Source organism: Lactobacillus melliventris (assembly GCF_013346935.1).
In the GTDB taxonomy this organism is placed as follows: Bacteria; Bacillota; Bacilli; order Lactobacillales; family Lactobacillaceae; genus Lactobacillus.
In genome coordinates, this window is the sequence record NZ_JAAEEB010000010.1 from 20489 (window position 1) to 35098 (window position 14610).

Sequence of the window (14610 nt, forward strand, 5' to 3'; positions counted from 1 at the left end):
TTTAATAAAAAAACGTCCTTGAATAAATCAAGGGCGCTCTGAATTAGCACGGTACCACCTTTTACCTGCTGCGAATAACGCTCGCGATGCGCTTATTATCTGGTAAAGGGGTCACAGTTAGTTTATTTTCCGTCTTTTCAGCAAAACAGACGGTCTCTGAAATTAAAAACTATACTTCAGTCTTTGTCATTGATAATTCTTTTTTAGCTTATAGTTTTCCAGGCAAAAAGTCAACCTGTAGTGCAGTTAAGCCTAATTTTTACAGATCCAACACAATAGTAAAAGGACCATCATTTTGTAAATCAACCTGCATATCTGCACCAAATTCTCCGGTTTCAACAGTTAAGCCCTGCTTTTTGAGCTCTTCATTAAACTGCTCCCATAATTCCGCGGATTTTGGTGGTTTCATAGCTTTGATAAAACTTGGTCGATTACCTTTTTTAGTGTCAGCTAATAAAGTAAATTGACTCACGCTTAAGATTTGTCCGCCAACATCTTTAATTGCCAAATTGGTTTTGCCATTTTCATCTTCAAAAATTCGCATTTTGGCTATCTTATTAGCGGCCTTTTTAATCTGCTCTACTCCATCGCCTTCTTTTAAGCCAACCAGCAATAACAAGCCTTTATTAATTTGGCCAACCGTATTGCCTGCAATTTTGACACTGGCATTATTTACTCTTTGGACGACAACTCGCATTAATTATCAGCCCTCCTTGTTTGGTAAACATCAGGAATATCTCTTAATTTTGATAAAATTCCGTCTAATTGTGCAGAATTATTAACCGCAACTGTCGCATAAATATGAGCAATGTTATCTTCATTAACTTTACCTGAAATATTATTAATATTTGGCGTTAGTGTATTTAATTTAGTGATGACGTCAGTAAGCAGCTTTCCGCGATTGTAACCAAAAACTTCAATATTGGCATTAAATGCTTGGGCACTGTTTTCTTCAACATTTTCCCATTGAACTTCAATCAATCTGCCCTGGCTATCATCGTTATTAACGATATTACGGCAATCTGTTCTATGAATAGTCACCCCGCGGCCCTTAGTAACGTAACCAACAATTTCATCTCCTGGGACGGGATTACAACACTTAGCTAAATGAAGCATCAAGTCACTAATTCCTTGAATCATGACACCATTTTTATGCTTGATTTTCATTGCTTTAGAATCTTTTTTAGTGGTTGTAGTTTCCGAGACAGATTTTTGCCCAGAGTTAAGAATTTCTTCTTCTAGCTGCTTTTGCTTCTTTTTCTCGTTTTCATGGCGTATATCAGCTGTCAGCCTATTAACTACACCAATGGCGGAAAGATCACCAAAGCCTATTGAGGCATACATCTCATCAGCAGTATGATAATTAATTTGTTCCAAAAGTGGCTCGATATGATCTTTAGACATAAATTCTTTTGGTGAAAGTCCCTGATCACGCAATTTATCGGCAACCATTTGCTGACCCTGCTCGATGCTGTGGTCCCGGTCAAGGTTTCTAAAATACCGCCTAATTTTATTACGAGCACGGGAAGTCTTAACCAAATCAACCCAATCACGAGATGGCGTCGCATTAGATTGTGTCATAATTTCAATGACATCGCCGTTTTTCAGCTTATAGTCTAAAGGCACCAATTTACCGTTAACTTTAGCTCCTACTGCATGACTGCCAACCTGAGTATGAATTTCATAAGCAAAGTCCAAGGTTACTGACCCTTTTGGCAGTTCATAAACTTCACCTTTGGGAGTAAAAACATAAACGCGATCAGAAAAGATTTCACTCTTAACGCTTTTCATAAATTCATCAGCATCCTGAGTTTCATCTTTTAATTCTAAAATTTCGCGCACCATATCCAATTTTTCATTTGAACTGGTTTGTTCTACACCCTTAAAATTACCTCTTTTATAAGCCCAGTGGGCGGCAACACCATATTCAGCAATTTCATGCATTTGTTCAGTTCTAATTTGTATCTCAAGTGGTCGGCCGCCAGGACCAATAATAGTCGTATGAAGAGACTGGTAGCCATTTACCTTGGGAACAGCAATATAGTCTTTGAAACGGCCAGGCATTGGTTTCCATTTCGTATGAACAGCTCCTAGCACTGCATAACAGTCCTTAACCGTTTTAACGATAACCCGTACAGCTAACAAATCATAGATTTCATTAAAATCCTTATGTTTGTTAACCATCTTTTTATAAATAGAATAGATGTGCTTAGGTCTGCCATATATCTCATATTTAATTCCCAGACTGTCCAAGCTTTCCTTAAGTGTCTTGATGGCATCTTGAATGTATTTTTCTCTTTGACTACGCTTAAGGCTCATTAAATTGACAATGCGATAATAAGCTTTAGGATTCAAATAATGAAAACTCATATCTTCAAGTTCCCATTTAACTGTTCCAATACCCAGACGATCTGCTAAAGGTGCATAAATATCCATTGTTTCTGAAGCAATTCTGCGTTGTTTATCGGGACGCAGATGCTCTAAAGTATGCATATTATGAAGTCTATCAGCCAGTTTAACCATAATTACCCGGATATCTTTAGCCATTGCTATTAGCATTTTCCTGTGGTTTTCAGCTAAAAATTCCTGGTGTGATTTATACTGGTATTTATTTAGTTTAGTAACACCATCAACAATAAAGGCAACATCTTTGCCAAATTTTTCTTTTATATCATCATTTGTAACTGGCGTATCTTCTACAGTGTCATGCAAAAAGCCTGCAGCGACAGTGTCAGGGTCAAGACTCAAATTAGCAAGTGTACCGGCAACCTGAGTAGGATGAACAATATAGGGTTGTCCTGAAGCTCTTTTTTGTTCTTTATGCGCGTTTGCAGCAAATTCATAAGCTTTTTCGACAAATGCAATTTGATCATCATTCATATATTTTTTACAGGTATCTATCACCTGCTCATGTGTCATTTCAATGTACTTTGACATATAAATCGACCCTTCTAATACTATGCATAAATTTGATTATCCATTACGCCAAAAATTTCTAAAATGAGGTAGATTAACCCAAACAGAAAGTTGTAATTGGCATATTTAATTAAAACGATTAAACAAAAACACCCAGGCATTAATAACAGCCAATAATGTTTGAGATTGCGTTTTTTAATTAGTTTACCAACATGGTAACTGATAAAGCTGTTAGCTAATATAAATAATAAACTTACACGCCAAATAGTCCCTATTGAAAAAAGACTAAATAATAACGGCAGGATCATGACTAAAACGCTCCAGTAAATGACTGGTGTCACCTCATAACTATTTAACTTCTTAATTACAGGTATATTTTTTATTTTGTCAATCAACTTGCTAATCCCTTACTAATTTAATTATCTATTATAACTCATTTTTGTTATCTTTTCTTTCAATAATTAATCCTATCCAGCGGCCACTTTGCATTGATAGGACAACCTGGAAGCCATTTTCGCTTAAAGCTTTCTTTATTTTGGCAGCCTGAGAACAATCTATTCCTGAAAAAATGACTTGTCCACCCTCATAGAGATGCTTATTTAACTGCGGAATCAAATCAAGGAGTATTTCAGCTAAAATATTAGCAACTATAATATCATATTTACCCTGAACATTGTCTAATAAGCTGGTTTTTTTAAGTTTAATATTAGTTAAATCGTTCAAAGAAATATTTTCATTAGCAGCAGTAATTGCTTCGTCTGAAATATCAGTTGCCAGAACAGAACTGGCTCCCAAAAAAGAGGAAGCAATAGCTAAGATTCCTGAACCGGTGCCAACATCACAAACTTTTATGGGTCTTATAAGCGTTTGCTCAAGTCCAATTAGGGCTAACTGCGTTGTCTCATGCGAGCCAGTGCCAAAAGCCAAACCAGGATCTAATTTTATTAACTTTTGATCTTTAAAAGCCGGCTGATATTCTTCCCATTCAGGTACTATTGCCAAATGGCGGGAAAAATCAATTGGATGATAAAACTTTTGCCAAACAGTATTCCAGTCCTCATCTTTAATGTAGGATGTACTTATTTCTGCTTTACCTATTTTTAAACCATAGCTTTTTAATTCAGATAACTTTTGCTTGTATTCTTCAATCAATTTTTCTTTATCTTGATCACTATCAAAATAAGCTAAAAACTGTAAATCTTCTGGTAAATCATTTATTTCATCAAGCTTAATCATTGTTGAGTCAGATTTCCAGCCAGCATGTTCAAAGTCAGACCGTTTTCGGGTCTCAGTACCCAAACAATGCAAGACATCATTACTAAATATGTTTAAAGCATCTTCAACTTCGTGACTGGTTTCAATTTTAATAATCAATAATTTCATTGTTTTTTAAACTTCCTTTTTATTTTCCCTTTTTGTAATGCTATCATGAAAAGGGTGATCAATATGTCAAAAAAGAAAAATAATATTGAAAAAACACTTGTCGAAAAAATTTTAGACAAGAACAAGATTCCATATCGTCAAGCAGAATTCGCCACCCACGAGGATTCAGGTGGCGTAGCACAAATGGATACATCCATTTTAAACGAGAAGGAACATTTGGTCTATAAAACTCTCGTTTGTTCTGGAAATAACACTAAAGTTCTGGTAGGGGTTGTACCAGTAACAGAACATTTAAGCATGAAAAAACTAGCGCAAAATTCTGGGAACAAAAAATGTGAAATGCTACCTTTAAAAGATTTGGAAAAAACTACAGGTTATGCTCACGGTGCCAACACGCCTATTGGTATTTATTTCAAACATCATTTTCCTATTTTTCTTGATAAAAGCATGTCTAAAGAAAGCGAGATAGCAGTTTCAAGTGGTAAAATTGGCCGCAGCGTCTTTTTAAAACCACAAGATTTGCAAAAAATTACACATGCGAAGTTTTGCGATTTATTAGAGTAAGAAAAAATAAATATATTTTTCTGATATTCTGAAAAATATTTTATTTTAAAAAGTTGTTTAGGTTATAGTATTAAAGCGCTTTTTCTAATATAATTAAAATAAATGTAGAGTATGAAGAATAGGAATAACCAAATGACATTGTTAACAGATGAGCAAATTGCAAATATTGCACATGACTATTTTTTAAGTAAGTTAAATATTGCTGAAATTTCTAAGAAATACAACCTTTCTCGTTATCTTATTGCAAAAGCAATAGACGAAGCGGAAGACAAGGGTATTGTAAAAATTAGTATTTATCAAAGTCCCAAAAGAGCGCAAAATCTTGAACGGGAGTTTCAAAAACTTTTCGATCTGAAAGAAGTTTATATCTTAGAAGATAAAGAAACTAAAAATCAAGACAATGAAATGATTGTCAATTTTGCCGCCAAACAAATTCAAAACTATATTAATTCTGCTCACGTCGTGGGATTAACTTGGGGGACACTTTTAAGAGACATTATTGATGATTTTTCAGCCGAAACTCGCGCTGACCTGACATTTATTCAACTATTAGGTCAAGTGGTAAATTCTAGTAAACGCAAGCAGCCGCTTATTCAACATGCTGCTGACAAATTTAATGCAAAAAGTTTAACCTTCCCCGCACCTCTTTATGCAATTGATCCGAGACTCGTCAAAAAAATTCAGCAAGAACCTTATTATCAATATATTGAAAAATATTTTTCACAACTTGATCTGGTATTTGCAAGTATTGGTACCATGCAATCACTGGAATCAGGGCAATTTTTTATGGATTATTATGCTGATAAACTGTTTACTGGAATTGAAAAAAATCAGTTAGCAGGAATTATTTTTGGCAGACCTTATGATATTAAAGGTCGTTTTTATAGTCCAATTGAGCCTCATATATCTGGCATCAGTCTTTCCGACATTTTTGCAGTTCCTGATCGGTTTGTAATTGTTAAAAACCGGTTTAAGGAAGATGCACTATTGGGGGCTCTTAGATCTGGCATAATAACGCATTTAATTACCACTTCGGGTATAGCTGAAAGAGTTTTACGCAAAAATGAGGCACTTTAATTTGCGGATTTTTTACAGAACTCTTCATTATATAAGCTTGTAATATAATTTTGCAGATCTGCCACTGAATGTGTTCTTGAGCGAGCGCATTCTTTAGCGGGTTTTGAACATAAAAAGCATTTGCGAACAGGCAAGTCCAGATCTTTGCGGGATATTGCCTGTTTTTGCTTTTTAATTAATACATCGGCATCAAATAGCCGATTAATTTTTTGTTTATTTTCAAATTCAACTGCCCTTTTTTTAACTAAACGATAATCAGCATTAACGAGATAAAAGTTTTCTGAACCTGCTGCTCTCTCCCAATGTTCATACAAAGTAAAATGTAACTGGCTATTTTGCAAAATTTCTTCTAAATTTAGAATACCTGAAGCAAAAATTTCTTTTAAATAGCGATTGTTTTTAATAGGGCCGGGAATGTTTAATTTAACATCCAGCAGCGTACATTCAGGAAACTTGTGAAATATTGTTTGTTGCAACTCTACCCTTTCATCCTTATTAGCTAATACCTCTGTAATACTCTGTGGTTCTCCTTCAGCAAATATTGTTTTTACCATTTTATCATCTTCTTTCTCTTTTTATATTAGAACTAAAAAGTGTGAGAACAAGTCTTACCCTCATTCTCACACTTTAGCAAAATAATTAGTTAATCTTTTACTTGCTTAATTGTATCAATAATAGTACCATCCCGATACTGAATTAAAGCAACAACACGATCAGTATATTCTAATGGCTTTGGTGTTCCAACCTGTTTTTGTGCCATTTCTTGCAGTTCTTTGATATCAACAATATTGAGTTCAGGAACCTTAGCAAAGGCAGCTATTAAGTCTTTACGGCGAGGATTAATTGCAATTCCTCTTTCAGTCACTAAAACATCAATTGAATCTCCTGGTGTAACGACTGTTTCAACCTCTGGGACTACTGTAGCGTTGCGTCCACGTACTAACGGAGCGGTGATAATAGTCATTTTTGCTGCAGCAGCATCCTGGTGACCACCAATAGCGCCACGAATAACGCCATCGGAACCTGTCATTACGTTAACGTTAAAATTGGTATCGATTTGCAAAGCTGAGAGAATGGCCACATCTAAGTTATTTACTACGGCACCCTTATTATGAGGATCAGCATACCAGGAGGCATCAATTTCCTGTTGGTCTTTATTCTGAGCCATTGAAGCTGCAGCACCCTTGTCAAAGTCCTGAACATCCATAATTTTCTTGACCAGGCCTTCTTCAAGGAGATCAGTCGTAGGCTTTGTTATACCGCCTAGCGCGAATGATGCCTTAATCCCATCCTTTAACATAGATTCTCTTAAGTATCTGGTTACTGCCAATGCAGCACCACCTGATCCAGTTTGGAAAGAAAATCCTTGTTTATAATATGGTGAATTTGTTATCACCTTATTAACAGTTTGTGCAATTTTCAGTTCTTTAGGATCTTTGGTAAAACGAGTCGCTCCTGAACCAATCTTATCAGCATCACCAATTTGATCAACCTTCACAACATAATCGACTTGAGTTTGTTTAATTGAGGCAGGCGTATTTGGATAATCAACTATATTGTCAGTCAGCAAAACTACTTTATCAGCATATTGTGCATCAATCAAAGCATAGCCCAGAGATCCAAAAACTGCGTCCCCTTCTTGACCATTGGCATTACCAGCTAGGTCAGCATTTGGAACACCTAAAAATGCCACGTCAATTTTGATTTCTCCTTCTTCAATAGAACGAGCTCTATTGCCATGAGAACGGAAAATCACTGGGTTTTTCAAACCACCATGGGAAACAAAATCTCCCAAGCTGCCCCTCATTCCTGATGAAGTAATATTTGTGATAACACCCTTTTTTATTGCTTCAATCACCGTGTCATTCATAACACCGGTTAAGGAAGATGGAGCTAATGTTAAGTTTTGATAACCCATTTTAATAATTAGATTCATTACTTTATTAAAAGCAAAATCACCATTTCTAAAATGATGGTGGAAAGAAATAGTCATACCATCTTTTAAAGTTTTCTTAATAACATCTGCTAAAGAATCAACCACTTTTGATTCTCCCGTAGTAACTTGCACCTTAGGGGCCACTCTTTTCACTTCAGGGTTACCTATTTCCACAGATGCAAATGGTTTAAGATTCATTTTTGTCATCAAATCATCAGGCAAATTGCGTTTTACTTTATTCTCCAATGTAATTACCCTCCTTATCAATTAAATTCGATGCTTTAGCTGTTGCAATAACACGGTTAGCCTTCTCAACAACCGGTTTGTCGACCATTTTACCGTTCATTGAGATAACGCCTGAGCCTTTTGCCTTTGCTTCTTGGATAGCATTTTGGACAGAAAGAGCATTTTCAATTTCTTCCTTGGTAGGGTTAAATACCTTGTTAACCATAGGTATTTGTCTTGGATTAACTAAAGACTTACCATCATAACCTAGTTCATAGATATATTTGGTTTCGCGGTAAAATCCTTCTGTATCATTCATATTAGAAAACACAGTATCGAAAGCATAAACATCGGCTGCTCTAGCAGCTTGCAATACCATGTTGCGGGCAAATTCTAACTCACGTCCATCCGGATAACGGTGTGTGTGCATATCAGCAGTATAGTCTTCACCAGAAACGGCTAAGCCCATCATTAATGGTGTAGCTGTTGCAATTTCAGGAGCATTAAGAACACCTTTTGCACTCTCAATCGCTGCCATAACACCAATTGAGCCCTTTTGCACTCCATATCGTTCTTCAGCATTTTCTATATCCGCTACTAATTTTTTAATCATAGCGGCCGATTCAGTTTTAGGCAGGCGAATAACATCTACTCCAGCGCGCACCATTGCCTTTACGTCTTCGTCATAAAAAGGAGTGTCTTGACCGTTAATTCTAACGACTATTTCAGCGCCACCAAAATCAACTGTTTTAATAGCATTAAATACTAACATTCTGGCTGCGTCTTTTTCAGTTAACGAAACTGCATCTTCTAAATCCAGCATAATAGAGTCAGCTCCATAAATGCCAGCGTCTTTAACCATTGCAGGATTATTACCTGGTACAAACATCATTGTGCGACGCAAACGATTTTTAACATAAGTCATTTATTGCAATACCTCCAATCTCGGCTGATCAGTAGTTTCAGTTGCTCTTTGTGCAGCTGCTAATGTTCTTGCAGCAATTACGCAATCAAGAGCTCCTTTGTCTGTAGCCTTAACTTTTGCGTTAGTAATACCAAATTTATTTAGGGTTTCAGTTATTACCTTTTTGATCTGATCACCGTATGATTTAGCTACCTCTGAATCCAGATCAACTTCAATTCCATTTTGACCAGCAGAAATCATTATCTGAATATCTGAAGATTCTAATGTTCCTGCTACTCCAACAGTTTTAATTTCCATCAATGTTCATTCCTTTCTTTATTCTTTCTTGTAAAATTTGATAATTTTCATTTATAAAATTCATTGTAGTTGGTGGAACTAGAGTGGAAATATCTTTCAAATCACTATTTTTGATCAATTGGCGCACACTAGTTGCCGTAATTATTTTCTCGTTATCACGAAAGCGTTGCACAATTTTAACCTCAATAGTGGGACTAAGTATTTTTTGTAAACTTTGATTATAGAAATTAGTTGTCCTTGAAAATGGCTCAGTACCCAGATATCGTTTCTTAATTGTCAATTCGGGTGCAATAATATTTTTAAAAATTAAAGCGTCAATCGCCGTTTGTGTTGTAATTAGTTCATCAGGTGACTTTAAAAAATAAGCTGGAAATGTCGAGCGTGAAACTTGGTAATCCCCACCACTGACTACCACCACGTTTTTAAAGTTGGCAGTTCCTTTTTTTACTAAATCCATTCTTTCAGCTGTTTTAAATAAAGAAGCATCTGTAGCCACTACAAAAACATACACCAAATCATTTTCACTACTTGCTAGTTTTACTAACTTTTGGTGGCCCAAAGTAAATGGATTAGCATTCATTACAATTGACGCAACTTCTTTTTGATTTTGGTTTTTAATTCTAGGCATCTTGGCTAAAAAGTCTTGAATACTTGGTGTTCCACTTTCTAAAAAAGCCGCAGTAACAGTATGAGCCAACTCATTAAAGCCCAAATGGCCGAAACTAGACGAATATTTTGCCTTGGTGAATACGAATGAATGATAAATTTTCTGACCAAAAAGGTATTCTTGCAGAGCCGACACTATTTGATTAAAGCGTGCCCCGGGAACAGCTTCATCATTTGACACTGCTATGTATTTAAGAACTTTGCCCGCAATACTACCAGTGCCAACCAAATGGCCATCTTCATCTATTAAACCAATAGTATGATCAAGAACGTCAACTTCGCGGGAACTGAAATCTGTAATTCCCTGATTAATTAAGAAATTTTCCCATCTTGTTTTTGTGTCTGGAAAATTTAAATTGAGCTCTATTGTTTTATCCATTTATTTGGTTCTCACTTTAGCTAAAATTCTTGCAAAAATTTCATGATTTCTTTATACATTTTCAGAGGCTGTTCCGCCTGAATTAAGTGACCACAATTTGCTATTATTCCTGTGTCAATTTTAGGATTCAATTCTCTTGTAGCATAGGCAAAATGATAATCAAAAAAGGGTGAATTTTGTCCTGCTAAAACGAGCATAGGAACTTTTAAGCTAACTAAAACGTCCCGCCAATCCTGCTCAGCATGATCTATTCGACAAAGATAATTTTCTTCAGCATTATACGGATATTTTTGGGCTTCAATTTTGGCCTTTTTAAACATCTCATCATTGATATGAGCATAAATACCATTGCCCAGATCTGCCTTTAAATAATCCGGATAATTTTTCCAAGTTAAATCTTTAAACCCATAGTGCCAAGTGCTGTCTTGAATCATTTTTGGAGGTTGATCTAAGTCAACAATTGCCTGCAATCTCTGGGAGCCAAATAGTGAAACATAAGCCCAAATGTTTGCGGCTCCCATAGAATTACCAATAGCAATAATATTGTTTAAATCTAATCTGCTAATGAGCTCAGCTAAATCAGCTGCATGACGACTAATACGTTGTCCCTTAAATGTTCTTTGAGAACGTCCCTGATTTCGTGGATCAATTATGATAAAGCGGTAATCCTCTGTAAAAAGCCTTACAGCTTCTTGCCATAATGTTGCAGAACTACCTATGCCAGGAACCGCTAAAATAGGCTGACCACTTTTTAATGTATCGTAATAAGTTATTCGAATACCATCATTAGTTATAAAATTGTTTGCCTTAAGCATTTACCAAATTCCAATAACTTTCATCCATAAAGTGCCTATTACGCCGAAAATCAGTAAATAGAGAATTCCTAAAATAAAGTTATATTTCCACCATTCACTCTGCTTAATGTATCCAGTTGTAGCTAATATAGAAGCCGGTCCGTTAGCATAGTGAGTGGTTGAAGCATTAATTGCTCCGGTAAACGCCAAGAGCATAGCTGATAATCCTAATGGAGCTCCTGTAGCAACAGGAACAGATAAGAATGGCAGGTATAATGCTGTCATATGTGCAGTACCACTTGCAAAGAAGTAGTGGGTGTAAAACATCAAGATCACTAAAACGGCTAATACTATTTGCCAGCTTATACCGCGAAGACTAGTCTGAATAGTCTTGGAGAACCAGTCAATGAAACCAAAAGAAATAAGTTTACTTGCCATAAATATTAAAATTGACAGCCAAATTAGAATATTCCAAGCTCCAGTTTGGTTTAAAGCATCTTTCATAGTTAAAACCCCGGTTAGCAGCAACAAGCCGACAGCCAAAAAGGCCACAAAAGTAGAATCTAACTGAGGAATTTTGAAGATTCCGGATAAAACCCATAAAATTATAGCTAGCAAAAATACTATTGACATAATCATTTCAGGCTTTGTCACTGGTCCCATTTTTGCTAAACGGTCACTGGCCCATTTTTTAGCATTGGGAGTTTCTTTAATTTCTGGAGGAAAAATCTTATAAATCACAACTGGAATAATAATAGTTGCAACTAGAACAGGAACTATCGCAGCTGTAAACCAGCTGATCCAGGTCATATTATAATTTTTCTGTGCCGCCATTTGAGAAGCAACCATATTAGGAGCAGCACCTGTAATAAACAGAGCAGTTGACAGAATGTTGGCATGGAAGGCTGTAAAACTAAGATAAGCTCCGATTTTCTTTCTTGAAGGATCATTAGGATCAGAATCATAATCTTTAGAGATTGATTCTGTCACCGGCCAAACTACACCACCTGTACGTGCACTATTTGATGGTATTAAAGCTCCTAAAACTAATTCCAAACCGGTAATAGCATAGCCAATACCAATGGACTTTTTACCAAATTTCTCAATCATCCAATACGCTATTCGATTACCTAAACCGGTTTTGCTAATACCATATGCCATGATAAAAGCCATAGCAATTAGCCAAGAAGCAGAATTACTAAAGGCGCTGAGAATACCAGAAGTTACTTTACCAGTTTTGGGATCTACAACATCTTTGATTGGAGCCAAACCAACTAAAACTGTGACTATCAGTCCAATCAAAGTAGTGCCACCTATTGGCAAAGGCTTTGTAATACAGCCAACAATAGTTGCTACAAAAATGGCAAACATCTCCCATGCGGAAGCAGACAAGCCAGCTGGACGCAGAGGTGTGATGCCCCACAGGATAATGCCAATCACTAAAGGTAAAACAAAGCCCTTATAATTAACTTTTTCAAGTGTTTTCATAGTAATTACCTATAATTTTCCGGGCGATAAAAATCGTCGATAATTTTATAATTCTTATTCTTTAATTCATCATCAAGCCAATCTATATTTCCTGAACCGTCATGAAAACTAGCTGCTTTTGCCTCATCCTTTTCATGAAAATTCTGAACAATCGGCAACAATTCAGTTGCTTCTTCCAGAGCAATTTTGATAACACCGTCAGCGTCGCCTAAAATGACGTCACCTGGGTTAACACTTACGTTACCACAAGAAACCGGTACATTAATTTCTCCTGGTCCTTCTTTATAAGGGCCATCTGGAGTGGTACTTACAGCATAAATAGGCAAATCCCAGTTGCTTAAACTATCAATGTCTCTTATTGGCCCATCAACTACTACACCAGCTACATGTCTTTGATCCCGCAGCCATGTCATCATTACTTCACCAATAACTGCCCTGGTATTATCATTTTCATTATCGATGACCACCACATCACCCTCTTGGCAATATTTTAAAGCTGCATAAATAGTTAAATTATCACCTGGGCGATTATGAGCTGTAAAAGCTGGACCACACATTTCTTCATGTGGGTGCGACATCAGCCTGATTCTGGGCGACATTGCACCTGTTCTATTCATACAGTCAGCCACATTTGATGAGGGCAGCTTTTTATATGCAGAAACTACTTCTTTTGCGGGAAGCTTTCTTTGTAAAAAAATTCTCTTACCAACCTGCATTATTCATGCCTTCTTTTTAATTAATCTAAAGCAATATTATTTAGTACTTCTTGCATTTTGGTAGCCGAATCCACCATTTTTGCCTTTTCAGACTCTGAAAGTTCAGTCTCAATCACCTGGCTGATTCCAGACCCGTCAACTACTGCAGGTGTGCCTAAATAAAGTTCGCTTTTAATGCCATACTCACCATTAATTGGTGCAGATAAAGGCAAAGCAATTGAACGGTTAGTCAATATTGCGGTAACAATTTGCGTTAACATCATCGCAATGCCATAAAAAGTTGCACCTTTATTTTCAATTATTTTTCCACCTTTTTGACGAATATTCAGTTCAACTTGGTTCAAAATATTATCATCAATATGAGCAAATTCTGTTAGTGGCTTACCGCCCACAGTTGACTCATCAAAGTTTTCAAATGAAGTATCACCGTGTTCACCTAAAACCATGGAATTAACCCCAGCCACCGGAACATTTAATCTTCTGGCTAAATCAACCTTTAAACGAGCAGTATCTAGTGATGTACCTGTCCCAATTACTTTGTTTTTCGGAAAGCCAGATAGTTTTTGGGTTAAAGTTGTCAATATATCAACTGGATTAGCAGAAACTAAGAAAATACCATCAAAGCCCGATTCGACTACTGGTTGAATGATACTTTTCAAGATGCTAACATTTTTATTCACAAGATCAAGCCGACTTTCTCCTGGCTTGCGGGGAACACCTGCTGTAATTACCACCACAGCAGCATCTTTTGCATCAGAGTATTCACCAGAATGAATATTACACTCGCCTGTAAAAGGCAGTATATCTTCCAAATCCATTGAATCTCCCACCGGACGATTCTTGACCACATCACAGATTACCAGCTCGTCAACACTAGTATGTTGCAACAAGTCATTTGCAAAAGTTGAACCTACAGCTCCGTCTCCAACCAATAATACTTTCTTATTCATTAAGTCATTTCCTTTCGAATTTTTTAAAAATGTAATCCTTTACATCCACATTATAAATTTTATTTCTGTTATTTGCAATATTTAAAATAAATAATTTATTTTTTAATTTTTTAAAAATAAAAACAGTCTTACATATTTAAAATTCAGTTTGTTAATAAGGTAAAAATTAGTATTTTTGGCATACCCGTTTACCTAAAAACCTAAAATAAAAAAGCCCTTCGTCGCTGCTAGACGACAAAGAGCTTGAAAATTGCTAAACATAATTTTGCTTATGTAAAATAAAAAAAACAGTAG

At 36.1% G+C, this 14610-nt stretch carries 15 protein-coding genes; 2 read left to right on the forward strand and 13 right to left on the reverse strand.

Annotated features, from left to right (window positions below; translation table 11 throughout):
* Positions 1–259 precede the first annotated feature (259 nt).
* Genes dtd through prmA form a run of 4 tightly spaced genes read right to left on the reverse strand, consistent with a single transcriptional unit; the run spans position 260 to position 4299 of the window.
* Complete coding sequence (gene dtd, locus GYV61_RS08260; protein WP_174795458.1) at positions 260–697, reverse strand: D-aminoacyl-tRNA deacylase; 438 nt, start codon at positions 695–697, stop codon at positions 260–262.
* Positions 697–2937 carry a RelA/SpoT family protein gene (locus tag GYV61_RS08265; RefSeq protein ID WP_110446137.1) on the reverse strand — a complete coding sequence of 747 codons (2241 nt, stop codon included), beginning with the start codon at positions 2935–2937 and terminating at the stop codon, positions 697–699. The genes dtd and GYV61_RS08265 overlap by 1 nt, the downstream gene beginning before the upstream one ends.
* A 20-nt stretch (positions 2938–2957) precedes the next feature.
* Entirely contained in the window at positions 2958–3311 is a 354-nt protein-coding gene (locus tag GYV61_RS08270; RefSeq protein ID WP_194240838.1) for a hypothetical protein, read from the reverse strand.
* Positions 3312–3342: 31 nt separating this feature from the next.
* Positions 3343–4299: a 50S ribosomal protein L11 methyltransferase gene (prmA, locus tag GYV61_RS08275; RefSeq protein ID WP_174795459.1), complete on the reverse strand. Its 957-nt coding sequence runs from the start codon at positions 4297–4299 to the stop codon at positions 3343–3345.
* Between the two features lie 63 nt (positions 4300–4362).
* On the opposite strand from prmA, the gene ybaK reads away from it, so the two are divergent.
* Both ybaK and GYV61_RS08285 read left to right on the forward strand, forming a co-directional pair.
* Positions 4363–4863: a Cys-tRNA(Pro) deacylase gene (gene ybaK / locus GYV61_RS08280; protein ID WP_046324899.1), complete on the forward strand. Its 501-nt coding sequence runs from the start codon at positions 4363–4365 to the stop codon at positions 4861–4863.
* A gap of 132 nt (positions 4864–4995) precedes the next feature.
* Entirely contained in the window at positions 4996–5940 is a 945-nt protein-coding gene (locus GYV61_RS08285) for a sugar-binding transcriptional regulator (RefSeq protein WP_046324900.1), read from the forward strand.
* Here GYV61_RS08285 and citX read toward each other — a convergent pair.
* The 9 genes from citX to GYV61_RS08330 all read right to left on the reverse strand — a co-directional run bounded on the left by citX (position 5937) and on the right by GYV61_RS08330 (position 14316).
* On the reverse strand, positions 5937–6494 hold the full coding sequence (citX, locus tag GYV61_RS08290; RefSeq protein ID WP_174795460.1) for a citrate lyase holo-[acyl-carrier protein] synthase: 558 nt from the start codon (positions 6492–6494) through the stop codon (positions 5937–5939). The two genes, GYV61_RS08285 and citX, sit on opposite strands and share 4 nt — an antisense overlap.
* Positions 6495–6583: 89 nt before the next feature.
* Positions 6584–8122 (reverse strand): citrate lyase subunit alpha, encoded by a 1539-nt coding sequence (gene citF / locus GYV61_RS08295; RefSeq protein WP_143444014.1) that lies wholly within the window; start codon positions 8120–8122, stop codon positions 6584–6586.
* On the reverse strand, positions 8112–9026 hold the full coding sequence (locus GYV61_RS08300) for an aldolase/citrate lyase family protein (protein WP_174795461.1): 915 nt from the start codon (positions 9024–9026) through the stop codon (positions 8112–8114). The genes citF and GYV61_RS08300 overlap by 11 nt, the downstream gene beginning before the upstream one ends.
* Entirely contained in the window at positions 9027–9323 is a 297-nt protein-coding gene (gene citD / locus GYV61_RS08305) for a citrate lyase acyl carrier protein (RefSeq protein ID WP_174795462.1), read from the reverse strand.
* A complete protein-coding gene (gene citC / locus GYV61_RS08310; RefSeq protein ID WP_174795463.1) occupies positions 9313–10368 on the reverse strand; it encodes a [citrate (pro-3S)-lyase] ligase in 1056 nt (351 codons plus the stop codon). The genes citD and citC overlap by 11 nt, the downstream gene beginning before the upstream one ends.
* A gap of 20 nt (positions 10369–10388) precedes the next feature.
* The gene (locus tag GYV61_RS08315; protein WP_174795464.1) at positions 10389–11183 is read right to left on the reverse strand and encodes an alpha/beta fold hydrolase; all 795 of its coding nucleotides are present in this window, start codon (positions 11181–11183) and stop codon (positions 10389–10391) included.
* Positions 11184–12650: a DASS family sodium-coupled anion symporter gene (locus GYV61_RS08320; protein ID WP_174795465.1), complete on the reverse strand. Its 1467-nt coding sequence runs from the start codon at positions 12648–12650 to the stop codon at positions 11184–11186.
* A gap of 5 nt (positions 12651–12655) precedes the next feature.
* A complete protein-coding gene (locus GYV61_RS08325) occupies positions 12656–13366 on the reverse strand; it encodes an RraA family protein (RefSeq protein ID WP_174795466.1) in 711 nt (236 codons plus the stop codon).
* 20 nt (positions 13367–13386) lie between these two features.
* Positions 13387–14316, reverse strand: a complete 930-nt coding sequence (locus tag GYV61_RS08330) for an L-lactate dehydrogenase (protein WP_174795467.1) — start codon at positions 14314–14316, stop codon at positions 13387–13389.
* Positions 14317–14610: the final 294 nt, after the last annotated feature.

Excerpts from the sequence above, each read along its gene's own strand:
- citX (WP_174795460.1), bottom strand. The coding sequence starts at position 6,494 with ATGGTAAAAACAATATTTGCTGAAGGAGAACCACAGAGTATTACAGAG.
- dtd (WP_174795458.1), bottom strand. The coding sequence starts at position 697 with ATGCGAGTTGTCGTCCAAAGAGTAAATAATGCCAGTGTCAAAATTGCA.
- GYV61_RS08285 (WP_046324900.1), top strand. The coding sequence starts at position 4,996 with ATGACATTGTTAACAGATGAGCAAATTGCAAATATTGCACATGACTAT.
- GYV61_RS08265 (WP_110446137.1), bottom strand. The coding sequence starts at position 2,937 with ATGTCAAAGTACATTGAAATGACACATGAGCAGGTGATAGATACCTGT.
- citC (WP_174795463.1), bottom strand. The coding sequence starts at position 10,368 with ATGGATAAAACAATAGAGCTCAATTTAAATTTTCCAGACACAAAAACA.
- GYV61_RS08330 (WP_174795467.1), bottom strand. The coding sequence starts at position 14,316 with ATGAATAAGAAAGTATTATTGGTTGGAGACGGAGCTGTAGGTTCAACT.
- citD (WP_174795462.1), bottom strand. The coding sequence starts at position 9,323 with ATGGAAATTAAAACTGTTGGAGTAGCAGGAACATTAGAATCTTCAGAT.
- GYV61_RS08325 (WP_174795466.1), bottom strand. The coding sequence starts at position 13,366 with ATGCAGGTTGGTAAGAGAATTTTTTTACAAAGAAAGCTTCCCGCAAAA.
- prmA (WP_174795459.1), bottom strand. The coding sequence starts at position 4,299 with ATGAAATTATTGATTATTAAAATTGAAACCAGTCACGAAGTTGAAGAT.
- GYV61_RS08300 (WP_174795461.1), bottom strand. The coding sequence starts at position 9,026 with ATGACTTATGTTAAAAATCGTTTGCGTCGCACAATGATGTTTGTACCA.
- ybaK (WP_046324899.1), top strand. The coding sequence starts at position 4,363 with ATGTCAAAAAAGAAAAATAATATTGAAAAAACACTTGTCGAAAAAATT.
- GYV61_RS08315 (WP_174795464.1), bottom strand. The coding sequence starts at position 11,183 with ATGCTTAAGGCAAACAATTTTATAACTAATGATGGTATTCGAATAACT.
- GYV61_RS08320 (WP_174795465.1), bottom strand. The coding sequence starts at position 12,650 with ATGAAAACACTTGAAAAAGTTAATTATAAGGGCTTTGTTTTACCTTTA.